This window comes from Salipiger pentaromativorans (assembly GCF_024721115.1).
Classification (GTDB): Bacteria; Pseudomonadota; Alphaproteobacteria; order Rhodobacterales; family Rhodobacteraceae; genus Salipiger; species Salipiger pentaromativorans.
In genome coordinates, this window is sequence record NZ_JAMDHK010000003.1 from 425207 (window position 1) to 449679 (window position 24473).

At 65.0% G+C, this 24473-nt stretch carries 21 protein-coding genes and 1 pseudogene; 2 read left to right on the forward strand and 20 right to left on the reverse strand.

Annotation, left to right across the window (positions count from 1 at the left end; all coding sequences use genetic code 11):
* Nucleotides 1-2: 2 nt before the first annotated feature.
* From trbK-alt to iolE (M4578_RS08040), 17 genes are all read right to left on the reverse strand, one after another.
* Nucleotides 3-290 carry a putative entry exclusion protein TrbK-alt gene (gene trbK-alt / locus M4578_RS07960; RefSeq protein WP_258092912.1) on the reverse strand — a complete coding sequence of 96 codons (288 nt, stop codon included), beginning with the start codon at nt 288-290 and terminating at the stop codon, nt 3-5.
* Nucleotides 291-307: 17 nt separating this feature from the next.
* A complete protein-coding gene (trbJ, locus tag M4578_RS07965; protein WP_258092913.1) occupies nt 308-1090 on the reverse strand; it encodes a P-type conjugative transfer protein TrbJ in 783 nt (260 codons plus the stop codon).
* Nucleotides 1087-3597, reverse strand: a complete 2511-nt coding sequence (trbE, locus tag M4578_RS07970) for a conjugal transfer protein TrbE (RefSeq protein WP_258092914.1) — start codon at nt 3595-3597, stop codon at nt 1087-1089. The genes trbJ and trbE overlap by 4 nt, the downstream gene beginning before the upstream one ends.
* A 6-nt stretch (nt 3598-3603) precedes the next feature.
* A complete protein-coding gene (locus M4578_RS07975) occupies nt 3604-3897 on the reverse strand; it encodes a VirB3 family type IV secretion system protein (RefSeq protein WP_258092915.1) in 294 nt (97 codons plus the stop codon).
* A 66-nt stretch (nt 3898-3963) separates the two neighbouring features.
* Nucleotides 3964-4296, reverse strand: a complete 333-nt coding sequence (locus M4578_RS07980; RefSeq protein WP_258092916.1) for a TrbC/VirB2 family type IV secretion system protein — start codon at nt 4294-4296, stop codon at nt 3964-3966.
* The gene (gene trbB, locus M4578_RS07985; RefSeq protein ID WP_446276536.1) at nt 4293-5243 is read right to left on the reverse strand and encodes a P-type conjugative transfer ATPase TrbB; all 951 of its coding nucleotides are present in this window, start codon (nt 5241-5243) and stop codon (nt 4293-4295) included. Before trbB ends, M4578_RS07980 begins: the two co-directional genes overlap by 4 nt.
* Before the next feature lie 303 nt (nt 5244-5546).
* Complete coding sequence (gene iolB / locus M4578_RS07990) at nt 5547-6341, reverse strand: 5-deoxy-glucuronate isomerase (RefSeq protein ID WP_258092918.1); 795 nt, start codon at nt 6339-6341, stop codon at nt 5547-5549.
* Nucleotides 6342-6351: 10 nt separating this feature from the next.
* The gene (gene iolE, locus M4578_RS07995) at nt 6352-7248 is read right to left on the reverse strand and encodes a myo-inosose-2 dehydratase (RefSeq protein WP_258092919.1); all 897 of its coding nucleotides are present in this window, start codon (nt 7246-7248) and stop codon (nt 6352-6354) included.
* Nucleotides 7249-7266: 18 nt separating this feature from the next.
* The gene (gene iolD / locus M4578_RS08000; RefSeq protein ID WP_258092920.1) at nt 7267-9120 is read right to left on the reverse strand and encodes a 3D-(3,5/4)-trihydroxycyclohexane-1,2-dione acylhydrolase (decyclizing); all 1854 of its coding nucleotides are present in this window, start codon (nt 9118-9120) and stop codon (nt 7267-7269) included.
* 113 nt (nt 9121-9233) lie between these two features.
* Nucleotides 9234-11147: a bifunctional 5-dehydro-2-deoxygluconokinase/5-dehydro-2-deoxyphosphogluconate aldolase gene (locus M4578_RS08005; RefSeq protein ID WP_258092921.1), complete on the reverse strand. Its 1914-nt coding sequence runs from the start codon at nt 11145-11147 to the stop codon at nt 9234-9236.
* A gap of 99 nt (nt 11148-11246) precedes the next feature.
* Nucleotides 11247-12035 carry an ATP-binding cassette domain-containing protein gene (locus M4578_RS08010; RefSeq protein ID WP_258092922.1) on the reverse strand — a complete coding sequence of 263 codons (789 nt, stop codon included), beginning with the start codon at nt 12033-12035 and terminating at the stop codon, nt 11247-11249.
* Between the two features lie 2 nt (nt 12036-12037).
* The gene (locus tag M4578_RS08015; RefSeq protein WP_258092923.1) at nt 12038-13180 is read right to left on the reverse strand and encodes an ABC transporter permease; all 1143 of its coding nucleotides are present in this window, start codon (nt 13178-13180) and stop codon (nt 12038-12040) included.
* Between the two features lie 63 nt (nt 13181-13243).
* The gene (locus M4578_RS08020; RefSeq protein ID WP_258092924.1) at nt 13244-14164 is read right to left on the reverse strand and encodes a substrate-binding domain-containing protein; all 921 of its coding nucleotides are present in this window, start codon (nt 14162-14164) and stop codon (nt 13244-13246) included.
* 60 nt (nt 14165-14224) lie between these two features.
* Nucleotides 14225-15007: an SDR family oxidoreductase gene (locus tag M4578_RS08025; protein ID WP_258092925.1), complete on the reverse strand. Its 783-nt coding sequence runs from the start codon at nt 15005-15007 to the stop codon at nt 14225-14227.
* Nucleotides 15004-16023: an inositol 2-dehydrogenase gene (gene iolG / locus M4578_RS08030; RefSeq protein WP_258092926.1), complete on the reverse strand. Its 1020-nt coding sequence runs from the start codon at nt 16021-16023 to the stop codon at nt 15004-15006. The genes M4578_RS08025 and iolG overlap by 4 nt, the downstream gene beginning before the upstream one ends.
* A gap of 1 nt (nt 16024) precedes the next feature.
* Entirely contained in the window at nt 16025-17197 is a 1173-nt protein-coding gene (locus M4578_RS08035; protein WP_258092927.1) for a Gfo/Idh/MocA family protein, read from the reverse strand.
* Between the two features lie 22 nt (nt 17198-17219).
* Nucleotides 17220-18146 carry a myo-inosose-2 dehydratase gene (gene iolE / locus M4578_RS08040; RefSeq protein WP_258092928.1) on the reverse strand — a complete coding sequence of 309 codons (927 nt, stop codon included), beginning with the start codon at nt 18144-18146 and terminating at the stop codon, nt 17220-17222.
* 112 nt (nt 18147-18258) lie between these two features.
* Here iolE (M4578_RS08040) and M4578_RS08045 point away from each other — a divergent pair, with 112 nt between their 5' ends.
* Both M4578_RS08045 and M4578_RS08050 read left to right on the forward strand, forming a co-directional pair.
* On the forward strand, nt 18259-19284 hold the full coding sequence (locus M4578_RS08045) for a LacI family DNA-binding transcriptional regulator (protein WP_258092929.1): 1026 nt from the start codon (nt 18259-18261) through the stop codon (nt 19282-19284).
* 162 nt (nt 19285-19446) lie between these two features.
* Nucleotides 19447-19918 (forward strand): annotated as a pseudogene (locus M4578_RS08050) (IS5 family transposase); the annotation flags it as partial.
* Nucleotides 19919-20263: 345 nt separating this feature from the next.
* On the opposite strand, the gene M4578_RS08055 reads toward M4578_RS08050, so the two are convergent.
* Genes M4578_RS08055 through M4578_RS08065 form a run of 3 tightly spaced genes read right to left on the reverse strand, consistent with a single transcriptional unit; the run spans nt 20264 to nt 24468 of the window.
* The gene (locus M4578_RS08055; RefSeq protein ID WP_258092930.1) at nt 20264-20698 is read right to left on the reverse strand and encodes a CopG family transcriptional regulator; all 435 of its coding nucleotides are present in this window, start codon (nt 20696-20698) and stop codon (nt 20264-20266) included.
* 2 nt (nt 20699-20700) lie between these two features.
* Nucleotides 20701-22686 carry a conjugal transfer protein TraG gene (locus M4578_RS08060; RefSeq protein ID WP_258092931.1) on the reverse strand — a complete coding sequence of 662 codons (1986 nt, stop codon included), beginning with the start codon at nt 22684-22686 and terminating at the stop codon, nt 20701-20703.
* Between the two features lie 27 nt (nt 22687-22713).
* The gene (locus tag M4578_RS08065; RefSeq protein ID WP_258092932.1) at nt 22714-24468 is read right to left on the reverse strand and encodes a relaxase/mobilization nuclease domain-containing protein; all 1755 of its coding nucleotides are present in this window, start codon (nt 24466-24468) and stop codon (nt 22714-22716) included.
* Nucleotides 24469-24473: the final 5 nt, after the last annotated feature.

A 24473-nucleotide genomic window follows, 5' to 3' on the forward strand; every position in this document is an offset into this window, starting at 1 on the left:
GCTCACTGATCTCCCGGACGCTGCTGCGCTTCGGGTGCAGGCGTCCGGCCGAGGAACCGGTCACGGCTTTCGGCCCAGGCGGCGAGGCAATCGGCATCGCTGGAAGCGGCCACGCCAAGCTGCTGGCACCGGCGCAGCGTCGCGCGGAGAGGATCGGCAGACGGCTGGAGCGCGTGCGCGGTGCTGGCCGGCACGGGAGCTTCCTCGCGTGTGATCTCGATCACCGTGGCGGTGATCGCGATCGCCACGAACACGATGGCCGCGATCCGGGCCAGCGCCTTCCCCTCCATCGTCTCCCCTCCCGGCCTCAGTTGAACATTTGCGCGTTGCCGGGCTGGTAGCCCGCGCCCGGCGTCAGGAAGCGCTCGCGCTGGATGCGGCCCTGTTCCGCAGCGGTGGCGCGCTCGGCCTCGGTCAGCGCATTGGCGCGACCGTTTGCCGAGATCACCGCGATCAGATCCGAGAGCTGCTGCGATTGCAGGGCGAGGAGCTGGTTGCCCGCCTGCGTGGCCTGCAGAGCACCGACCGCGTTCTGGCTCTGCCCCACGAGCGCGGACATCTCGGCACGGTTGGCATCGATGTTGCCGACGACACCGGCCTGCACGCGCATGGCATCCTGCAGGCCACCGACGGTGTTCTCCCAACGGGACCGGGCCTCGGCGATCAGCTGCTGGTCGGTCGCCGTCAGGGAAAGGTTGCCATAGTCCTGCTGGAACATCTGGTCGATGCTCTGCACGTCGAAGGCGATGTTCTGCGCCTGGGCCAGGAGTTGCTGCGTGCGGCTGACGTTCTGCTGGATCTGCTGGAGCGCGGAATACGGCAGGTTGGCGAGATTGCGCGCCTGGTTGATCAGCATCTGCGCTTCGTTCTGGAGCTGTGCGATCTGGTTGTTGATCTGCTCCAGAGCGCGCGCCGCGGTCAGGAGATTTTCCGCGTGGTTGGTCGGGTCATAGACGATGAAAGGCCCGCCGCCGATGCCGAAGAGCGCGTGCGCGGGCGGCGCTGCGATGGGCGACATGGCCATGGGCATCGCCAGCGCGAGGGCGAGCAGCGACGGGCCGGCAAACCGGGGCGTGATCTTGCGTGTCATGGTGTGACTTCCTCTTCTTCAAGGTCGATGTCGGCGTCCTCAACAACAGCGGAGGCCGGAGATGCCCCGTCCGCGTCGATGGCGAGATTGGTGAGGTCGGGGATCAGATCGGCGGCCCAATCGAGGCCATGCGCCTTCAGCCAGGCGGCGAGGAAGCCGTCTTGGCCGTGCCCGGCGCAGATCTCGGCAATCAGCGCCTGATCCGATTTGGACGATGCCGCGCAGAGCGCCAGCCCGACTTCGCTGAGACCCAGCTCGAACAGCCGATTGCCGCGCCGCGACTGGCAGTAGTAGTCGCGTTTGGGCGTCGCCCGCGCGAGGATCTCGATCTGCCGGTCATTGAGGCCGAAGCGGTGATAGATAGCCGTGATCTGCGGCTCGATAGCCCGCTCGTTCGGCAGCAGGAGCCGCGTCGGGCAGCTTTCGATGATAGCAGGCGCGATGGCGCTGCCGTCGATGTCGCTGAGGCTCTGCGTCGCGAAGATCACCGAAGCATTCTTCTTCCTCAGCGTCTTCAGCCACTCGCGGAGCTGCTCCGCGAAGGCATCGTCATCGAGTGCGAGCCAGCCCTCGTCGATGATGAGCAGCGTCGGGCGTCCGTCGAGCCGATCACCGATCCGGTGGAACAGGTATGAGAGGACGGCGGGCGCCGCGCCTGTTCCCACCAGCCCCTCGATCTCGAAGGCCTGCACATCCGCCGAACCCAGCTGTTCGGTCTCGGCATCGAGCAGCCGGCCATAGGGTCCACCCACGCAGTATGCGCGGAGCGCCTGCTTGAGGTCGTTGGACTGCAGCAGGACCGCGAGACCGGTGATGGTCCGCTCGCCCACAGGGGCCGAGGCCAGCGAGGTCAGTGCCGTCCAGATATGTTCCTTCACATCCGGGGTGATCTGGATGTTCTCGCGCGTCAGGATGGCGACGATCCAGTCGGCCGCCCAGGCACGCTCTGACGTCTCGTGAATGCGGGCCAGCGGTTGCAGCGAGACGGAGTTCTCGTCCGCGTCGGTCAGTTCTCCGCCGAGGTCATGCCAGTCGCCGCCCATGGCGAGCGAAGCGGCGCGGATAGAACCGCCGAAGTCGAAGGCGAAGATCTGGCTGCGAGGATACCGGCGGAACTGAAGCGCCATCAGCGCCAGCAACACGGATTTGCCCGCGCCGGTCGGGCCGACGACCAGGGTGTGCCCGACATCCCCCACATGCAGAGAAAACCGGAACGGGGTGGAGCCTTCGGTCCTGGCGTGGAGCAACGGAGCGTCGCCGAAATGCTCATCCTTTTCCGGCCCCGCCCAGACCGCCGAGAGCGGGATCATATGGGCGAGATTCAATGTGCTGATCGGTGGCTGGCGGACATTGGCATAGGCATGGCCGGGCAGACTTCCGAGCCACGCATCGACGGCGTTGACCGTCTCGACCATGACGCTGAAATCGCGGGACTGGACGATCTTCTCGACCAGCCGCAGTTTCTCGTCAGCGCGGCGGACGTCCTCGTCCCAGACCGTGATCGTGGCCGTGACATAGGCCATGCCAGCCACATCAGCCCCAAGTTCCTGCAGGGCTAAGTCCGCATCGGCCGCCTTGTTCGCGGCATCGGTGTCGACCAGCGCGGATTGCTCGTTGGTCATCACCTCCTTGAGGATCGCGGCGATGGACTTACGCTTGGCAAACCACTGGCGGCGTATCCGGGTCAGAAGCTTGGTTGCGTCCAGCTTGTCCATGAGAATGGCCCGGGTCGACCAGCGATAGGGAAAGGCCAGCCGGTTCAGTTCGTCGAGCAGGCCCGGGGTCGTGGCGCCGGGAAAGCCGGTGATCGTCAGGACGCGGAGGTGATGATTACCCAGGCGCGGCTCCAGCCCGCCGGCCAGCGGCTGGTCGGGCAAGAGCGCGTCGAGATAGACCGGCACCTCGGGCACGCGCACGCGGTGCCGGTTGGTCGAAATCGTCGAATGCAGGTAGGTCAGCGTAGCGGCGTCATCGAGCCAGTGGCAGTCCGGCATGAAGCCTTCGAGCAGCGCCAGCACGCGATCGGTACGGTCGATGAAGCCGCGCACCTGTTCCCAGGGGTTCACACCTGAGGTCTCGCGGCCCTCGTAGAGCCAGGACTCCGAACGCGCCGCGTCCTCGGCAGGCGGAAGCCAGAGGAGGGTCAGGAAATAACCGGATACGAAGTGGCTCCCCTCCTCCTCGAAACCGGCCTTGCGCTCGGCATCGACCAGCGCCGATGCCGCATCCGGGAAGGTGCTCACCGGATAGGTCGCGGCCTCAGAGCGCTGTGCTTCCACAAAGATCGCCCACCCGGAACCGAGGCGACGGAAAGCGTTGTTCAGCCGCCCGGCGACCGCGACCAGTTCGGCCGCGACCGCGCTGTCGAGATCGGGCCCCCGAAACTTCGCCGTTCTCTGGAACGAGCCGTCCTTGTTGAGGACCACGCCCTCCCCGACCAGCGCGACCCAGGGCAGGTAGTCGGCAAGGCGCGAGGCGGTGCGGCGGTATTCTGCGAGATTCATCATGGGAGTTCACACCGAGAGATGACCGGAAATGCGCAGATGGCGGCGCGCGACCTCGACGAAGAGCGGATCGCGCCTGGCCGCCCAGACGGCAGCGATGTGGCCGACAGCCCAGATCAGGATCCCTAACAGCCAGAGCTGAAGTCCGAGGCCGACCGCACCGGCGAGCGTGCCATTCAGGATGGCGACCGAGCGCGGGGCTCCGCCGAGGAGGATCGGCTCGGTCAGCGCGCGGTGAACCGGCACGCTGAACCCCGGCACCGTGTCGAGGGCCTCGAAACTCTGCCATTCGCTACCGCTCATGGCGTTCCTCCCTCGAAACGCTCCCCCGGAGCCTTTCGTGTCCCTGCGGGCCAACGGTCGTCACCATCAAATCAGCGCTCCGCCACCAAAGCTGAAGAAGCTCAGGAAGAAGGACGAGGCCGCAAAGGCGATGGAAATCCCGAAGACGATCTGGATCAGCCGCCGGAAGCCGCCGCCGGTATCGCCGAAGGCCAGCGTCAGACCGGTGACGATGATGATGATCACCGCCACGATCTTGGCCACCGGCCCCTCGACGGAGTCGAGAATGGATTGCAGAGGCGCTTCCCAGGGCATGGAAGACCCGGAGGCGTGCGCAGCCGGAGCGATGAACAGGCTGACGTAAGTAGTGGCGGCTGCCGTGGCGATGTGGCGGCGAATGCGCAAGGCGTGACGGATCATTCGAGATCTCCTGGTTCGTGAGGGATGGCGGGTTCTGAAATGGCAGGTGAAATCCTGTAGTCGCCGTCCGACCCGAGGCCCTCGACACAGGCCAGTTCGGCCAGACGGCGTGCGGAACCACGTCCGGACAGGACGGCCACGAGGTTGATGGTCTCCGCGATCATGGCACGGGGCACGGTAACGACGGCTTCCTGGATGAGCTGTTCGAGACGGCGCAGCGCGCCGATCCCGGATCCGGCATGGATGGTGCCGATGCCGCCGGGATGGCCGGTGCCCCAGGCTTTGAGCAGGTCCAGCGCCTCGGCGCCACGCACCTCGCCGATCGGAATACGATCGGGGCGTAGACGCAGCGAGGACCGGACCAGATCGGACAGGCTTGCAACACCGTCCCTGGTGCGCATCGCCACGAGGTTCGGCGCTGAGCATTGCAGCTCTCGGGTGTCCTCGATGATCACGACACGATCGGAGGTCTTGGCCACTTCGGCGAGCAGCGCATTGGTCAGCGTGGTCTTGCCGGTCGAGGTGCCACCGGCGACGAGGATGTTGGCGCGGGTGGCGACCGCCAGGCGCAGCGCCTCGGCCTGCGTCGGGGTCATGATTCCGGCGGTGACGTAATCTTCGAGGGTGAAGACGGCGACGGCGGGTTTGCGGATGGCGAAAGCCGGAGCGGCGACCACGGGCGGAAGCAGCCCCTCAAAGCGTTCGCCTGTTTCCGGCAGTTCTGCGGAAACGCGAGGGGACAGGCTATGAACTTCGACGCCGACATGGTGCGCGACCAGTCGAACGATGCGCTCGCCGTCCGCTGCGCTCAGCATCTTGCCGCTGTCGGCCAGCCCCTCAGAAAGTCGGTCGACCCAGAGCCGCCCATCGGGGTTGAGCATCACCTCGACGGTCATGGGGTCGTCCAGAAACCCGGCGATCGCCGGCCCGAGCGCGGTGCGCAGCATCCGCGCGCCTCTCCGGATCACCTCTGGTCTCTGATCGGTCTTCGCCATGCCGGCCCCGTTCCCTTGCGGGCGCCTCCAACAGGCCGCCCTGGATCGGGGTCGATTAAGAAAGACGTAAAAGCCTAGGACTCAACAGGGTTCCGAGGGGCTTAGTAGCGTGGCGTGCAAAGACAGGGAAACGGCGAGGGTCGTGACGTTCCCGCGCCCCGCCCGCAGGGCCCCGGCTGGCACACTTTGAAGGAGGGAAAGGAAAAAGCCACGCCTTGCCGCCACGTACCGTGCCAAGGCGGATCACTTGCGCGCCTACAACAAATGCTCCACCGGCGGAGCGGCGACAAAGCGCCATTTGCGAAGTGGCCCGGCCATCACATTCAGGTAGTACATCTCAAACCCGTGCGGCGCGCCGCAGGGATGGTGGCCACGCGGCACGCAGACGACATCGCCATCATGCACCGCCATGGTCTCGTTCAGTTGCAGGTCGTCAGTATAGACGCGCTGGATGCCGAAGCCCTCCGCCGGGCTCAGCCGGTGGTAATAGGTCTCTTCGAGGTAGGTGATGCGCGGGAAGTCATCCTCGTCGTGACGGTGGCTGGGATAGGACGACCAGTTGCCCGCCGGGGTGAACACCTCGGTGACCAGCAGGCTGTCGCAATAGTCCTCGTTCTCCATCGCGATATTGTTGATGAAGCGCGTATTACCGCCCTCGCCCCGCTGGGTCAGCGCGATGCCCTCCGGGCCGATGCGCCGTGCCTCGTGGCCGCCATTGCCGGGGGCTGCACAGACCGCGATGGTACAATCGGTCGTGGCCTCCGCGCTCCAGTCGCTGCCATTGGGCAGGTAAAGGCAATGTGGCGAGGTCTTTTCGAAGACATCCATGCGCTCGCCCAGCTCACCCCAGTCGCGCCCTGCGCCTTGTAGCCAAGCCTTGCCTTCGACGATGACGAGAATGACCTCGTTGCTGCCGGTGGCCTCGGAAACGCGCTCCCCCGCCCGCAGCTGATAGAGGCCAAAACCGACGTAGCGCCAGCCAACCGACGTCGGGGTGATCTCGTGTACCTTGCCATGGGTGCCGAAGGGGCGGTGCAGAAGATGGCTCATGTCGGGATCCTCAGATCAGGCCGCTCTCGCGGGCAATGCGTTTCAGGGTGTGAAGCCCAAGGGTTTGGTACAGCAGCGGATTACGAACGGCCGGGTCCTGTTCGGCCTCGATCACGATCCAGCCGTCATAGCCCTGCTCTGCCAGCAGGCGCAGCAGGGGCGCGAACTCGATCGCGCCTTCCTGGTCGCCGGGCACCGTGAACACACCGGCACGGACCCCGTCCATGAACGAGAGGCCCTCATCCGCGACGCGCGCCCGGATCGCCGGACGCAGGTTCTTGGCGTGGAAATGCCTCACGCGCTCGATATGGCGCGCCAGGACATCGGCCGGTTCGCCACCGCCGAACAGGCAGTGCCCGGCGTCGAACAGCAGCGCCGTATCGGGGCCGGTCGCCGCCATGAAGGCGTCGATCTCTTCCGGGCTCTGGACGACGGTGCCCATGTGGTGGTGATAGACCAGTGTGATCCCCTGCGCCGCACAATGGGCCGCGATGTCCTCGACCTTCGCGCCGAAGGCGGTCATCCCGTCACTGTCCAAAACCGGTCTCTCGGACAGCGGCACGGCCAGCCCCTGGATCGAATTCGACGTCTCGCAGACGATGCAGACCTCGCAGCCATTGTGCTTCAGCCGGTCCAGGTGCCGCTGGATCGCGCACTTCTCCTCCTCGACCGACTGCGCCAGCAGGTTCAGCGAATGCCAGCCCGAGATGAAGGCCAGCCCGTGGCCGGCCAGCATCACGCGCAGCGCCTCTGGGTCCTGCGGCCAACGATGCCCGTTCTCGATCCCGTCGAAGCCGACAAGGCGCCCCGCCTCGTCGAGGATCCGGTCGGTCGGTATGTCCGCGCCAAGGCTCTGGTCATCGTCATTGGCCCAGGCGATGGGGTTGGTGCCGAATCTGATCATCATCTTCTTCCGTTCGCCGGCTCAGTTCACCAGCCGCGCACTGGCGATCTGGCCAAGGTATTCCTCGAAGCGGTCGCGCTGCTTCGCGCGCACCGAAACCTCGGGCACGGCGACGTCCCAGAAGAACCCGTGCTCGCCCGCCGAGGTCTCGAGCCCGGTGCCGGGGAAGTCCTTCGCGACGGTCTCGATGACGATGACGGTCGGGATGTCGCGGGACCGCGCCGCCTTCAGCTCCGCCTCGAGCTGGTCGGTGCCCGACGCCTTGACCGCATGCGCGCCCATCGAGGCCGCGTGCATCACGTAGTCGATTTCGGGCTGCACCTCGACGTTGCAGTCGACGTACATGTTGTTGAACGGCTCGCCGCCGCAGCCCATGGTCTGCAGCCGGTTGATGCAGCCGTAGCCACGGTTGTCGGTCAGCACCACGGTGAAGGGAATGCGCCGCATCACCGCCGTCGCGAGCTCGGAGTTGGCGAGCATGTAGCTGCCGTCCCCCACGAAGCAGATCACGTCCCGCTCCGGCGCGCCGAGCTTGAGGCCCATGGCGCCCGCAACCTCGTAACCCATGCAGCTGTAACCGTATTCCATGTGATAGCCGCCCTGGCTCGGCTTCCACAGCAGCTTGAGCGCCCCCGGCATGGTGCCCGCCGCACACATGGCCACGGCGTCCGCGCCGGTGGCGCGCTGAACCGCGCCGATGACCTGCCCGTCGGTGGGCTTGGCAGCCTGATCGTCGGGCCGCGCGCAATAGACATCGACTGCCCGCAGCCAGTCCTCGCGGGCGCCGGCGTCGGGCGCCTCGGCGTGGTAGTCCCCCAGCAGTTCCGACAGCGCCTCGAGCGTCACCTTGGCGTCCCCCACGAGGCTCTCCGCGCCGTGCTTGGCGGCGTCGTAGCCGTGGATATTGATCGAGACGAGCTTTGCCCCGGCCCCGAACAAGGTGCGCGAGCCGGTGGTGAAATCCTGGAACCGCGTGCCCACCCCGATCACCAGATCGGCGGCCTGCGACGCGGCGTTGGCCGCGGCAGAGCCGTCCACGCCGGAAGCGCCGAAATTCATCGGATGCTCCTGCGACAGCCCCGACTTGCCCGCCTGCGTCTCGGCCACCGGGATGCGGTGCTTGCTGGCGAAGGCGCCGAGCGCCTCTTCCGCCTGCGAATAGACCGTGCCGCCCCCGGAGATGATCACCGGGCGCTTCGCGGCGCGCACCAGCGCCGCGACCCTACCCAGCTCATCAAGGTCGGGGCGCGGTCGTCGGATGTGCCAGACGCGCGGCTCGAAGAATTCCTCGGGGTAGTCAAAAGCCTCGCACTGCACGTCCTGGCAGAAGGCCAGCGTCGCGGGGCCGCAATTGGCCGGGTCGGTCATCGTCCGCAACGCACGCGGCAGAGCATAAAGAATGTGTTCCGGCCGCGAGATCCGGTCGAAATAGCGCGACACCGGGCGGAAGCAGTCGTTGGCCGAGACCGTACTGTCGTCGAAATCCTCGACCTGCTGCAACACCGGATCGGGCCGCCGCGTCGCGAAGACATCACCTGCCACGATCAGCAGCGGCAGGCGGTTCACATGCGCCAGCGCCGCCGCCGTCACCACGTTGGTCGACCCCGGCCCGATGGACGAGGTCACCGCCATAGCCCGGGTGCGCCTCGATGCCTTGGCATAGGCGATGGCCGCATGGGCCATGGTCTGCTCGTTCTGCCCGCGCCAGGTCGGGAACACGTCGCGATAGGCGTGCAGGGCCTCGCCGATGCCCGCCACGTTGCCGTGGCCGAAGATCGCCCACATCCCGTCGATGTACCTGTCCCCCTCCGGGGTCATCTGCACCGAGAGCCACTTCACCATGGCCTGCGCTGCGGTCAGCCTGATCGTGCTCATTCCGGCACCCTCCCATTCGAATGGCCAAGGGGTTGCTGCTTCCTCTGGCCAGAAATATCCCGGGGGAGTCCGCGTCAGCGGACGGGGGCAGCGCCCCCTCTCCCCGTCACGTGTCAGGCGGCGGTCCGCCGGGCCTCTGCCCGCGCCGCATCCCAGAGGCCGCAGAGCCGGGCAAAGCGCCCCGCCATCTGTTCCACGGCCTCTGCGTCTTCCATCTCGCCCTTCATCCACGCACGCGCCGCGTCGCCGAAGATCGTGCGGCCCACCGCGAAGCCCTTCACCAGCGGCTGCTGCGCCGCCAGCTCGAAGCTCTGCGCCAGCTCCGCCTCGGGCGCGTCGAGGCCCAGCACCACGATGCCGCGGGTGCGCGGGTCGTTGCGCTCGATGGCGTCGACCGCCCTGGCCCAGGCCGCCTCGGTCTTGAACGGCTCCAGCTTCCACCAGTCGGGGTAGACGCCCGCGTCGTAGAACTGCTGGATCAGCGTCGCGGTGGTGTCGTCGTCGACGGGGCCGACCTTCGAGGGGATGACCTCGAGCAGGAACTCCAGCCCGTTGCGCCGCGCCGCGGTGAAGAGCCGCTTGACGCGCTCCTCCTGCAGCTCGCGCGTCGCCGCGTCGTCGCCCGGGTGGCAGAAGACCAGCAGCTTCACCACGTTCTCCCGCGCCCATTCCCGGAACTGGCCGAGATCCTCGCCGAGCTCGGGCTCGAACCGGATCGGGCGTGCGCCCGGAAGCTCGGTTGGCCGCCCGATCCAGAGCCCGCTGCCGCTGGCCGCATGCAGCGCGGACCGCCCGATGCGGTTGTCGCAGAGGATGCCATAGCCGCCCTGCCCGTCCTGCACCTTGAGCGCCGCCTGCAGGCACAGCTCCTTGAACGCGCCGCCCTTTTCGAGCGTGTAGCCCTGCATTTCCTCGAGCTGCATCCGATGGTCGAAGGCGAAGGTGCGCACCGTCGACCAGTCGCCGTGGCGGTTGGTGGCCCAGTGCACCTGCTCGAGCTCGGCGTCGTTGCGCAGGTCGGGGCGAACGATGCCCCGGTCGAAGAAGAACTGCAGCTCGTCCCAGCTCGGGTAGGCCGGCGTGCAGCCATGGCGTGACACCGCGAAGGCGCCGCAGGCGTTGGCGTATTTCAGCGCCACCGGCCATGTCTCGCCATCGAGCCAGCCCTTGAGCAGACCGGACATGAACCCGTCGCCCGCGCCCAGCACGTTGAACACCTCGATGGGGAAGCCGGGGCCGGTCTGGCCGTCGTCGAGGCTGTCGGGGATCTCGCCCTCGAAGGCCACCGCGCCCATCGGGCCGCGCTTGCAGACCAGCGTCGCGCCCGAAACGGCGCGGACTGCGCGCAGGGCCTCGATGGTGTCGGTCGAGCCGCCCGCGATGTGGAATTCCTCCTCGGTGCCGACGATCAGGTCGAAGAGGTGCAGCACCTCCTGCAGGCTCGCGGTCACCCGCGCGCTCTCGACGAAACGGCTCTCGCCTTCGCCGTGCCCCGCCACGCCCCAGAGGTTCGGCCGGTAGTCGATGTCGAGCGCCGTCTGTCCGCCGTGCTTGCGCGCGAGCGCCAGCGCCTTGAGCACCGCCGCGCGCGGGGTGTCATGCGCAAGATGGGTGCCGGTGGCGACCACGGCGCGGGCCGAGGCCACGAAGGCTTCGTCCACGTCGTCCTCGCACAGCGCCATGTCGGCGCAGTTCTCGCGGTAGAAGATGAGCGGGAACTGCTCCTGATCCCGGATGCCGAGGATCACCAGCGCGCTCAGCCGCTCCGGATCGGTCTTCACGCCCGCGACCTCGACGCCGTGGCGCACCAGCTCCTCGCGGATGAAGCGGCCCATGTGCTCGTCGCCGACGCGCGAGATCAGTGCCGACTTCAGCCCCAGCCGTGCGGTGCCGCAGGCCATGTTGGTGGGCGAGCCGCCGATGTACTTGTCGAACGAGCCCATGTCCTCGAGCCGCCCGCCGATCTGCGCGCCGTAGAGGTCCACCCCCGCGCGGCCGATGGTGATGACGTCCAGTGTCTTTCTCATTTGCGGCTCTCTTTTCTGGTGGCGCCGGAAGGGTGGAAGAAATCCCCTTCCGGCGCTTGCGACCCCTCACTGTGGGAGGAGGTTCGGGGTCATTCCGGTTCAGCCGACCGAAACGGCTGCAAGTTCCTTCGCGAGATCACTGATCTCGGCACCGCCCGCCATCAGGCGGCGGATCTCGTCATGCTCCAGCTCGTCCTTGCCGCCACGCCCGATGACTTCGCCAAGCGCGAGGAAGGTGAAGCTGTCGGCCACAAGCTGAGAATGGATCTCGTTGTGGGTAATGAAGATGATGGCGATGTCGCCTTGGGCGCGCACCTTCATCATCGTCTTGAGCACCCCCATCTGCTGCTTCTGCCCCAGAGCTGAAGTCGGCTCATCAAGGATCAGTACCTTGGCGCCAAAGTAGATTGCCCGCGCGATGGCCAGCGTCTGCCTCTGGCCGCCCGACATGGTGCCGACGGCCTGGCGCGGATCGGACACGTCGATGCCGATCTTGACCATCTCGGCATGGGCAATCTCGTCCATAGTCTTCATGTCCAGCAGCCCGAAGGGACGCGGCCCCTTGTAAAGCTCCCGGCCCATGAAGAAGTTACGTGTCACACTCATCAGCGGGTTGATCGCAAGATCCTGATAAACCGTGCCGATACCCGCTTCGGAGGCATCTCGTGGGGAGTTGAAGGAGACCTCCTTGCCCTCCACGAAGATCTTGCCCGAGGTCGGCTTGTGCACCCCCGACAGGATGCGGATCAGCGTCGACTTACCGGCTCCGTTGTCGCCCAGAAGCGCCAGAACCTGACCTTTCTTCACCTCGAGGTCGATGCCGTTGAGCGCGGTGAATGGCCCGAATTTCTTAACCAGTCCTTCGGTCCGGATGATAGTCTCGGTCATGATCACAACCCTCCTGTGATGCGCTTGCGGACGCTTTCATTGAGGAACACCGCCGTCAGCAGCACCACACCGACGAAGACGCGGTAGTACGAGCCGTCTATGGACGGAATGAAGAACACGGCGTTGGCGACGAGTCCGAAGGTAATTGCGCCGAACACCACGCCCAGCACAGAGCCGAAGCCGCCGGTCATCAGCGTGCCGCCCACGACGGCGATGGCGATGGCTTCGAGCTCCTTAAGGTTGCCTTTGGCGGCGTCTGCAGTGTTGGTCTCGAACACCTGGCAGGCGGCGAAGAGCGTGGCACAGAAGGCGGTGAACATGAACAGCGAGATGCGAACCCGGTCGACCGGAACACCGTTGGCGCGGGCGCTGTCGGCATTGTCACCGGTGGCATAGATCCAGTTTCCGGCCTGGGTGCGGGACAGTACAATATAGGCGACGAAGGCGACGATGATCCACCACAGGAAGCGCGCATCGAATCCGGTGACCCATTGGTTGCCCGCCCGGTTGAGGTTACCGCCCAGCATGAACCAGATGTCATAAGCCCAGCCGAAAACCTCGCCTCCGAAGAGGTCGGCGAACCACGAGGTTTCCTTGAAATCCGGCAGGCCGGAGATCTGCGTCGACTTGTTGATGACCCGGAAGCAAACCTCGGTCAGGCCGCGCAGGAAGAAGAGGAAGGCCAGCGTGACGATGAAGCTCGACAGGCGCGAGCGCACCACGATTGTGCCGATCAGCCAGCCGATGGCCAGCGTCATAACCAGCGTCAGCGCGAAGGCGGTGAGCGGTGTCGCCGGGCCGAGGCCAAAGGGCAGTCCCCATTTCAGCATCATCGACATCGACATGCCCGCAAAGCCGATCATCGAGCCAATCGACAAGTCGAAATCTCCGGCGATCATCAGCAGGCAGGCGCCCGTCGCGATGATCCCAAACTGAGCGATAACCGAGAAGTTGTTCTTGAGCCCCAGCGGGTTGAAGGCATTGCCGTTCGAAGCAAAGGCGATGGCGACGATCACCACCAGCATCACCACGAAGGCACCGATTTCCGGGCGTCGGACCAGCCTCGACAGGCGGCTGCCCTTCTGCAACCGGTCTGCCTCGGTCCGACCGGTGGTACTTCCGGCGGGTGTTGTCGTATCTGTCATGATTTCCTCCCGACCCTGAAACGGGGGGCATGTGCCGCCCCCCGGCGAGTGTGCTCTGCTGGATCAGCGATAAGTGCCGGCCTGTGCCTGCACTGCGGCGGCGTTGCCTTGGTCGACGAATCCCGGCCCTGACGGCACGTCGATCGGCGGCATCATGCCCGACCGCGTGTTATAGAGGTTGAGGAAGATTACCCCGAGATAGCCCTGCATGTACGGCTGCTGATCGATAGTGAAATCGACCTTCCCCGCCTCGATAAGATTGATGACGCCGGTGCTGAGATCGAAACAGACGAGGTTCACATCCTCAGCTCCCACTTCCTCGATTGCCGTTGTGGCCGCTTCGCAGGTGTGAGGTGCCACCGCCAACAGCGTATCGATCTCGGGGTCCGACTGTAGCGCTGCCGCCGTCCGCGTCGTGATCTGTGCGACGTCGTTGGAGACGTCAATCATATTCAGATCCTGGCCAATGGCGTCGAAGAATCCTTCGCAGCGGGTTACGAGATCGGTGTTGAACGCCTCGTGGTTGAGGCAGAGCGCCCGGCCAATCTCCCCTTTTTCCTCCAGCAATCGCTCGCCCGCACCGTGCCCGGCGACGGCTGAACTCTGGCCGATATGCATCATGGCACCGAACTGCTTGGAATACTCCTCGCCCGAGTTGATCGTTATCACCGGAATGCCGGCCTCGGTCGCAGCGGTCACCGCGCCCCCCAGAGCATCGGGGTCAGGAAGTGACACGATTATCCCGTCAGGCTGCGTTGCGGTGGCAGATTCGATCAGCCGTGCCATATCGGCCATGTCGCCGGACGGAGCAAAGTTGTGCTCGAATTCCGCTCCGATCTGTTCGGCCGCTTCACGCCCGCCGGTCTCAACGATGGGCCAGAATGGGTCAGTGCCCATGGTGTGGGTGATCAAGACATAGCGGTCGGCGGATGCTGCCCCCGCGACGAAGGCCAGTGCGGCCGATGCAAACAGAAGTTTCTTCATGGTTCAGGTCTCCTCCCTGGTTATGGAGGCCCCGCTCGCCGGGGCCGGTGATCGCGGGGCCTATTCGGGATAGGCGCCCGGGATGTTCTGGTCATAGTCGATGAGCGCCCCCGTCATGACGCCGCTTTCGGCGCTGAGCAGGTAGGCCGCCAGTCCGGCGAGTTGGTGCGGCTTGGCAAGCTGCCTCATGGGCTGCCCGGCCTCTGCCCGCTCCAGCCAGCCGTCCGTCGCGCCATGGTACTTGCGCTGGGTGCCGTTCTCGCCGGGGGTGTCCATCCAGCCCGGCAGGATCGCGTTGCAGTGGATCCTGTCGAAACGGTGCGCGTTGGCGACGTTCTTGGTCAGCGTCGCCAGCGCCCCCTTGGACGAGGAATAGGGCGACAGATAGGACTGCCCGCAATGGGCGCAGTTCGACAGGATGTTGACGATATGCCCGCCGCCGCCAGCCGTCAGCCGATGCCGCACAAAACCCTGCATCAGGAAGAACGGCCCGCGTACATTTGTGTTGAACATCTCGTCGAACAGTTCGGGCGACGTATCGGTGATGCTGCCCCGCGCCCCCAACGCCGCAGCGTTGACCAGCGCGGTGACATCGCCGAAACGTGCCACGGTCTTTTCGACCAGCGCAAGGCAGCCCGCCGGATCCTGAAGGTCGAGCGACGTGAACTCGGCCTCGACCCCGCGCGCGGCAAAGCCTTCGACGGCCTTCGCGCCCTTGGCCTCACTGCGCCCCGTGAGCATGAGCCGGGTGCAGCCCTCGTCCACGAGGCGCGAGGCGATGGCATGGCCCACGCCCTGCGCGCCGCCGGTGACGATGGCAATGGTGTCTGCGTGGCGGCTCATGCGTCGAACTCCTGATCGAGGCCGGTGAGATGGATGGTCTTGCCCTGCTTGAGCGAGGCGGTTGCGGCCTCGGCCAGATAGGCGGCCATGTGACCATCCAGGGCGTTGACCGGCATATCGCGGCCCTCGCGGGCGCAGTCGAGGAACAGTTTGATCTCGGCCGTGTAGGACGGGCCGTAACGTTCCATGAAGAACTCGAGGATCGGCGCGTCAGTGCCCGGCGCCTCCTTGCTGAAGCTTCGGAAGCCGGACTGGCGCGGGTTGTCTGACATCACCATGCCAAGCGCCCCGAAGGCCTCGATGCGCTGATCGAAACCAAAGGCGCAGCGGCGGGAATTGAGGATCGTCACGATGGTGCCGTCCTCGGCCAGCATGGTGACCGAAGCCGTGTCGACGTCGCCCAGCTTGCCGATTTCGGGATCGACCACCGAAGAGCCATGCGCGGTGACCGACACGATCTCGGATCCGACGATGGAGCGCGCCATGTCGAAATCGTGGATCATCATGTCCCGGAACAGCCCGCCCGAGCGCGGGATGTAGTCGAGATGCGGCGGGAACGGATCGCGGCTGGTGATGGTCAGCTGCTCGAGCCGGCCGATCTGCCCGGCCTTCACCGCCTCGCGGACAGAGGCATGGCCCCGGTCGAAGCGGCGATTGAAGCCAAGAAACACCCGGCGCGCCGCGTCTTCGCCCGCGGCCTCGATAAAGGCCCGCGATTCCGCATAGGAGGCCGCGAGGGGTTTCTCGCACAGTACCGGTTTGCCGGTCAGCCCTGCCAGCGTCAACAGCGCGACATGGGTGTCCGACGAGGTGGCGATCATGATCGCATCCACCGCCGCATCGCCCATCGCATCCTCGGGGGAGGCGGCGACGCGCCCTCCGGTCTCTGCGGCCAGCGCCTCGGCCGAGGCGGCTACGGGATCGTAGATCGTCGCCACATGCGCGCCCGCCTCGGCGATCGAGGCTGCGTGTACACGAGCCATGCGGCCCGCCCCCATGATTGCAATTCCGGTCATCTCACTCTCCCAAAGTGACGCGGCGGCCCTCGGCCACGGATTGTTCCATCGCCGCGATGATGCGCTGGTTCTCATAGCCGAAGGCGAAGTCAGGGAAGCAGCCTTCCTGCCCCGCGATCCCACACACGAGGTCATGCACCTCGATCACTTTCACGTCGAAATAGCCAAGACCGCCGCCGGCGAAATCAAAGCCGAAGAACCCGCCGAACTGTTCGACCTGGCTACCCGCAAGTAGCGTCTTGAAGCCGCGGTCATGCTTGGTGTCGCTGTAGCGCGCGATCTTGAGCTCGTTGAACCGCTCGCCATCCATGACGATGGTGCCCTCGGTGCCCGAGACTTCCCAGAACACGCCAAAGATCTTTCCCGCGGCGATGCGCGAGCTTTCGATGGTACCGCCCGCGCCGTTGGCGAAGGTCACCAGCGCCTGGAACTGGTCCTCGTTCTCGACCTCCATGCGCGCGGCGCTGGCATCGACGGTGGCGCCATAGCCCGAGCCGCCACCCGGCGCAGGGCGCGTCTTGAAGAAGGTCTGCTCCTGCCCCATCACGCTGGCCATGTCGCCCATGAGGTACTGCGCGACGGACACAACGTGACTGCCCAGGTCGCCAAGTGAGCCCGAGCCCGCCTGCTGGCGCGAGCAACGCCACGACCACGGCATCTCGGGGTCGTTGAAGAACCCTTGGTCGAACCAGCCGCGAAACCGAGTCGGCGTGCCGATGTCGCCGCGCTCGATCAGCTTTTTCGCTAGCAGCGCGGCCGGGGTCTTGATGTTGTTGAAGGCAACCATCGTCTTGACGCCCGCCTTGGCCGCCGCCTCCTTGAGTTTGCGCGCATCCTCAAGCGTCACCGTCAGCGGCTTTTCGCAATAGACGTGCTTCCCGGCGGCGATCGCCTCCATCGCCATGTCGAAATGCATGGCGTTGGGGGTGGTGATGTCGATCACGTCGATCTCTGGATCGGCCAGCATCGTGCGCCAGTCGCCGGTCGCATTGGCAAATCCAAAGCGTTTGGCGGCGACAGCGGCCAGATCGTCGGTGGCATCTGCCACCGTGTGCAGCACCGGGCGCAGCGGCAGGTTGCGATAGAGAAGCGCCGCCCGGTGGAACGCATCCGCATGGGCCTGCCCCATGAAACCGGACCCGATCAGGCCGATGTTCAGAGTCTTCTTTGTCATGGTGATCTCCGATCGAACGGCGTCAAACCGTTTCGCGGTTGAAAATGGTGTCACTGATGAAGCGGAAAGCACGGGCCACGGTCTCGGCCGGAGGGGCCTTTGCGGGGTCCTGCTCGGCCTCGACCAGCAGCCAGCCCTCATAGGCACCCGAAGCGAGGAACTCGGCGAGCGCATCGAATCTCACGTTGCCATCGCCCGGCACGGTGAACATGCCCAGGCGTACGCCGTCGTTGAAACTGATCCCCTCGGCGCGCACGCGGGCGAGGAGGTCGGCGCGCACATCCTTGAGGTGGATATGCCGAATGCGCGGGGCGTATTTCTCGAGCAGCAACGCATAGTCGAAGCCGCCGGCAAAGGCGTGGCCGGTGTCCAGCAGCAGCCCCACCGAGGGCCCGGTGCTATCCATGACCGCGCATACCTCATCGTAGGTCTCGGCCACCATCATCAGGTGGTGGTGGTATACTAAGTCGAGCCCCCAGATATCCTTGAGCTTGTCCGCGAATTCCGTCAGCCGCGCGCCATAGGCCTTCATCTCACCGCTCGCCAAGGTCAGCCGGGCAGACAGCGGGACATCCAGAGCGTTCTCGGCCATATGGCCACATTCGCCATAGACCATGACCTTGCACCCCATGGCCTCAAGCTGATCGGCATGGCTGCGTACCTCTTCGAGCTCCTCGGCAACACTGCGCTCCGCGAGAAAGCCGCTGTACCAGCCCGACACCAGAGACAACCCATGCTCCGATAGCATCGCCGTCAGGCGAGCGGCATCGTTCGGGAAGGCGCGGCTCATTTCAACGCCCTCGAAACCTGCGGCCTTCGCCTCCGAGAGGATAGTCTCGGCGCGGGTATCGTGACCCAGATCCTCGAGCACCTCGTTCACCCAGGACAGAGGGCTGACGCCCAGCCGCAGTCCGCTGGCTTGCGCCCGTGCATCGTTCGTTTTCGACATGATAACCTCCCGTGACCGGTGGGTCTCCTCTTGCACCGGTGAAGGTTGGTATAGATGAAGGCTTTCCACCTTCCTACTTGCCGAAATGAAGGGTTTCTGCCATTTATGAAATATGTCCAACAAAACAACGCTCGAAGAGATCGCAAAAGCCGCCGGGGTCAGCGTAACAACGGTTGATCGCGTGGTGAATCGCAGGGGAGGCGTCTCCCCGAAATCGGAAGCGAAGGTCCTGGAATGGGCGTCGCGGCTCAATCTCGACCGCAAGATTTACCGCGCACATGCAAAGACTCTACGCATCGCTGTTCTGCTGCCGTCACCGGACAACCCGTTCTTCGCCGCCATGCGTGATGCCTTCTCGACGCTTGAAGAGCGCAGCGAGGATTTTCGAATCCGCTGCTTCATTCATGATCTCGACCCTGTGAATTCCACTGTGATCGTGCAGCGCATCAACGAACTGGCAAACCTGTACGACGGCTTGGCCATCTGTTGCCCTGCTCATCCTGATGTCGAAAGCTGCCTTTCTGCCGTCAGCAAACGCATTCCCGTCCTCACGTTGGTCAGCGATCTGCCGGAGTCGGGGCGTATTGCCTATATCGGCCCGGACAACCGCCGGATCGGCCGCGCTGCGGGCGACCTGATGGGCAGGTTCATCGGGCGCGAGGGGGGCAAGGTGTTGGTCATGCTTGGCTATCACCGCATTATCGGCCACCAGGAGCGAGAAATGGGCTTTCGCGCAGTTCTTCGCGAGCGCTTTCCCAACGTTACGCTGCTGGACATCGCCGAAAGCGAAGAGAACAGTCAACGGGCCGCAGCCGTGGTGCAGCGAACGCTCAAGGTCGAGAAGGACGTGCGCGGCATCTATAACATCTCTGCCGGCAATTACCGGATCGCAAAGACACTCGAGGAACAGGGGCTTGACGGGAAGGTGGTATTCATAACCCACGAACTGACACCACTGCGTTGCGAGTTACTACGCAAGGGCGTTCTGGATGCAGTGATCGATCAGAACCCCCGGATCGAGGCGAGCAAGACGCTGGAGGTCTTCGCGGCGCATTTCAAGCGTGGCGACACAACCGATTTGCCGGAGACCTACACAGCCTTTGAGATCTTTCTGCGCGAGAACTGCCCAAATTTTTAAGACGAAAACTGCGAATTTCTTCCCTGCGATTTGAGAACCCCTACAACGGTGACTGGGGTCAGGGCCTGTTAGTCGGCTTGATGCTGCGCGGTCTGCGTGATTCACGCACCCGGACTAACGGGGGTGATGATGAGCGGCCTTTTCTAGCTGACAGACGAGCAGATGGATCGGCTGAGGCCATTCTTCCCGAAGAGGCATGGGAAGCTCAGGGTTGACGACCGGCGCGTGCTGAGTGGCATTATCTTCATCAATCGTAATGAGTTGCGGTGGTGTGATGCGCTCAGGGAGTACGGGCCGCCCAAGACACTTTACTACCGATGGAAGCGATGGGGTGACATGGCCGTCTTCGCTCGGATAATGGAGGGGCTGGCACCCAAAGGCACAGAGCAGAAGACCGTGTTGACCGATGCAACCTATCTGAAAGCGCACCGTACGGTTTCGAGGCTGCGGGCGAAAAAGGGGACCCGACGACAAGCGCGGGCGTCTGATCGGGCGAACGAAAGGCGGTCTGAACGCCAAACTGCACGCCGCCACGGACGCAGGGGCATGCCCCATCCGGTTCTTCATGACGGCGGGCCAAGTCAGCAAACACACCGGCGCGGCGGCCCTGCCGGGCAGCCTTGTATCGACTGATTGATTTTTTGCTCATGCTATAGGGAGATGTGTAGCGATGAGTGTGAGTACGGACGAGGGCATCAAGCGGTGGACAGCGAAGGGCAAGTCGGCGCTGGTCGTGTAGATCACTCAGGGCAAGACCACGGTCGCAGAGGCCAGTCGGGCCGACGGCCTGTTGCCCTCTGAGATCGAGGGCTGGGTCGATGACGCAAAGCAGGGGATGGAGAACGCTCTGCGTTCCAGGGCCATAAACGTTGCCATTGTCCTCACACTCATCGTCTTTACAGACCCCCGCCTTTGGGGAGCCTTCCCCGGGCTCCCTCCGGGGGGCCAAACCGCCTATTAGGAAAATCTTCTAGTCTCCTCACATTTGATCTTTTTTGTTGTCCACGTCCTCCGACACCTCCTGCCTCAGCTTCGGCCCCTGGGCCAGGCGCCGACCGAGAGCCGAGACGAATGCCTCGTAACGCTCGCCCGCCATGGCCCGAGCCGCCTTGGCTGCGGGTTCCGGCAGAGCCGGAGTTGTCGCAAGCCAGAAACGGATGAACACGGCCAGGCTTTCGACGGAGATCCCGACATCGCGTTCCAGCCGGGTGATCCGCCTGTCGATCTGATCCAGGCGTCGGGCCAGAACCGCGTCGCGGCGCTCTGCGTCATCCGGGGAGAGGAAGGATGCGATCGCGGCCTCGGCCACCATCGATTGGGATCTGTCGCGCCGGGCGGCAAACTCTGCCAGCATCTGCATGACCTCAGGATCGAGATAGACCGAGATCTTCGTCTTCTTGCGACTCAAGGTCATGATCAAAGCTCCATGCCGTCATCGGGATTGAGGGAGACCTGACGCGCGACACCTCGCATCTGCTGCATGATGCGCCGATTGCGAATGGCGCCGTCCTCGTCATCCTCAGTTGGTTCGAATTCAAACTCGTTCTCAATGGGGGTCTGCCTGTCGACCGGCTGGGGATGCGCCAGCTCCGGCTGAAGACGGCGCTCCGACGCTGTCGGGTCCTCATTGTCCGATCCCGTCTCGGTTACTGACTCCAGTTCGTCGTCCTGCTTTGGGACTGCCAGACTGCTCCAGTCATCCTTTCCGGACGCACCTACATCCACCAGGTCGGGTGGCGGCAAGACCCGCTCGATGAACCGTGCATCTTCGTAATACCGTGCTTTCGTCGCCCGGATCGGTGGTGTGCCGGCCACCATGACGATCTCATCGGACGGCGGCAGTTGCATGATTTCTCCGGGAGTGAGCAAGGCCCGCGCAGTTTCCGACCGGGACACCATGAGATGGCTGAGCCAGGGCGCCAGACGGTGGCCGGCATAGTTCTTCATCGCCTTCATCTCGGTGGCGGTGCCGAGAGCGTCGGACACCCGCTTGGCCGTGCGCTCATCATTGGTCGCGAAGCTCACCCGGACGTGGCAATTGTCGAGGATCGAGTTGTTTGGGCCGTAGGCCTTCTCGATCTGGTTCAGCGACTGGGCGATGAGGAAGCTCTTCAGCCCGTAGCCCGCCATGAAGGCCAGCGCGCTCTCGAAGAAATCCAACCGGCCAAGCGCCGGGAACTCATCAAGCATCAGCAGGAGCCGATGCCGGTCATCCTTGCCCTGCAGGTCTTCGGTCAGGCGTCGGCCGACCTGGTTGAGGATCAGCCGGATGAGCGGCTTGGTGCGATTGATGTCAGAGGGCGGCACCACGAGATACAGCGTGACGGGGCGCACTCCCCCGACAATATCGCCGATCCGCCAGTCGCAGCGGCGCGTGACCTGGGCGACCACGGGGTCTCGATAGAGGCCAAGGAATGACATCGCCGTCGACAGCACACCGGAGCGTTCATTCTCGGACTTGTTGAGCAACTCGCGGGCAGCACTGGCGACCACGGGATGCGGCCCCGCCTCGCCCAGGTGCGGCGTCCGCATCATGGCGCGCAGCGTCGACTCTACAGGACGCCGCGGGTCGGACAGGAAGTTGGCGACACCGGCCAGCGTCTTGTCCTTCTCGGCATAGAGGACGTGCAGGATCGCGCCGACGAGCAGGCTGTGGCTGGTCTTCTCCCAGTGGTTCCGCCGCTCCAGGCTCCCCTCGGGGTCGACGAGGATGTCGGCGATGTTCTGGACATCGCGAACCTCCCACTCACCGCGGCGCACTTCGAGCAGAGGGTTGTAGGCCGAGGAGTTCGGATTGGTCGGATCGAACAGCAGGACCCGACCGTGCCGGGCGCGGAATCCGGCGGTCAGCTGCCAGTTCTCGCCCTTGATGTCATGAACGATGGCCGAGCCGGGCCAGGTGAGAAGAGAGGGAACGACGAGCCCTACCCCCTTGCCGGATCGCGTCGGCGCGAAGCAGAGCACATGCTCCGGCCCATCGTGGCGCAGGTAGTCCCGCTCATAGCGGCCGAGGACCACGCCATCCGGGTCTAGAAGTCCGGCTGCCTTCACCTCGCCCTTCTCGGCCCATCGGGCTGATCCATAGGTCGCGACGTTGCGGGCTTCGCGGGCGCGCCAGACCGACATGGCGATCGCTACGCCTATGGCGATAAATCCCCCCGAGGCGGCGATGATCCCGCCCGTCGCGAAGACCGGTGGCGCGTAGGCCTCGTAGAAGTACCACCACCAGAAGATGGCCGGTGGATAGTAGACGGGCGTCCCGAAAAGCACGAACCAGGGCGGGCCCAGCTGCGCCTGATAGCCGAGGGTTGCAGCCACATATTGCGTCGCGCCCCAGGTGGTGGCCAGAATGATGAGGAAGACGATGGAGATCTGCCCCCAGAGGATCTTGGTCGCGGACATGACTGTCGCTCCTTTCCGGTGTGTTGATCAGAGGCCGAGGCCGCGCTTGCGGCCGAAGTCCCAATCGACCCCGCCGTCCCCGCGTGCGACGCCGGTGACATCCCGGCCGAGGTGCTTTTCGAGGGAGGGGGACCAGGGCACGAGCTGGAAGCCGAGCGCGCCGTCGGCGCCATAGCCCTCGATCATCGCAAAGCGACCCGAGGCCAGCGCGAGACGCTGGCGATAGAGGCCGCTGACGTAGTCGCCAGCATCCGCCTTGTTGAACGGTAACCCGGTCTCCCCCGAGAGCTGCGTGCCAACCGCCTGCAACTCCCGGTCGCGCAAAGTTCCGAGCAGGCGCCGGGCAAAGACCACCCTGCCGCCCCGCCGCTCGGCCAGCCCTTCCGTGACCAGATGCTCGGCCCGGGCTTCCAGGGCCTCCCGGACCTCGGCACCGAAGCCCTGGTCCGACAGGGCGAGCGGGTCGCGCGCGATGGCCTGCCGGTCGAGCCAGGTGGCCCCGGACGCGGTCACCTGCGCAGCAAGCTCCAGGTCGGACCGAGGTGCCAGTGCGACACGACGCTGGCCGCGCGCATCGTCATAGGTGCGGAGTTCCACGATAGAGCCTGGGGCACTGTCGCCGGCGGCGTCGAGATGGGGCAGACGGATATGGTGGCTCCGGCCATCGACACCATCAACGACGGCATAGGCTGTCCCCTTCAGTTCGTCATCGAGACCGCGCTCTACCAGACGACCGATGACGGGAACATCGAGGCTCTCTGCGGCAAGGACGTAACTCGAGGACCCGCGCTCTATCCCCCGGTCCGTCAGGGCACGATGCATCCGCTTGATGATGTCGCCACGCTCCCCCATCTCGCGCAGGACCACTTCGGCATCGTCCCTGATATGCCATTGCGACTGTCCGATTTGCTCGGCGACGCCGAGCACTTCCAGCCGGCGCAACCGCCCGACCTTCAGCGCGTGAAACGCATCCGGCTGCCGATCCGCATCCGACGCCATGTCGAGGATGCGCGAACGCCCCGCATCCCGCAGCAACTGACGGTCGAGCTGCGTCCAGCGCTCGGCCTCGATCTGACGTTCAAGCGTCCGGCGGATGTCGAGATCACTGCGTGGGCCCAGTTCCTGGGTGATGAGATCCCGTGCCCTGTCGCGCATCCCCTCCTTGATGTAATCCCGCGAGATCACGAGATCCTGGCCGTCATCGCGCATACCGCGAACGATCAGATGGACATGCGGATGGGCGGTGTTCCAGTGATCGACGCCTACCCAATCAAGTGACGTGCCGAGGTCTTGCTCCATCCGCCCGACGAGGTCGCGGGTGAAGGATTGCAGGTCGGACATGTCCGGCGCGTCGTCGGGCGAGACGATGAACCGGAAATGATGACGGTCATCGCGACACAGCTCGGCAAAGGTCCGGCCATCGGGATCCTCCGTTCCCGATCCGAAGAGCCTGGCCTTCTCCCCGTCCCGGGTCACGCCGTCCCGGCGCAGGTAATCGAGGTGGGCTCCGAGAGGCGCGGATTTCCCGCTGTGCCGGACCACACGCGCCTTGACTACCGCGCCGCGTGTGCGGGCGGTAATGAGGCGGTTGGCCTGAATGCTGGCACGCTGACCGCGCCCGAAGCGGGACCGATTACCCGGGGTAACGCGCCCGGCCCGCGAGACACCACCACCGGCCTTTTTCGCGGCAGCCAGAGCCTGTGCGATGAAGGGCCGGGCCTGCTGCGCCCGGGTGGAGCGGATACGCCCCGGTCGGATGCGGAACTCGCGATCATCGGGCATGGGAA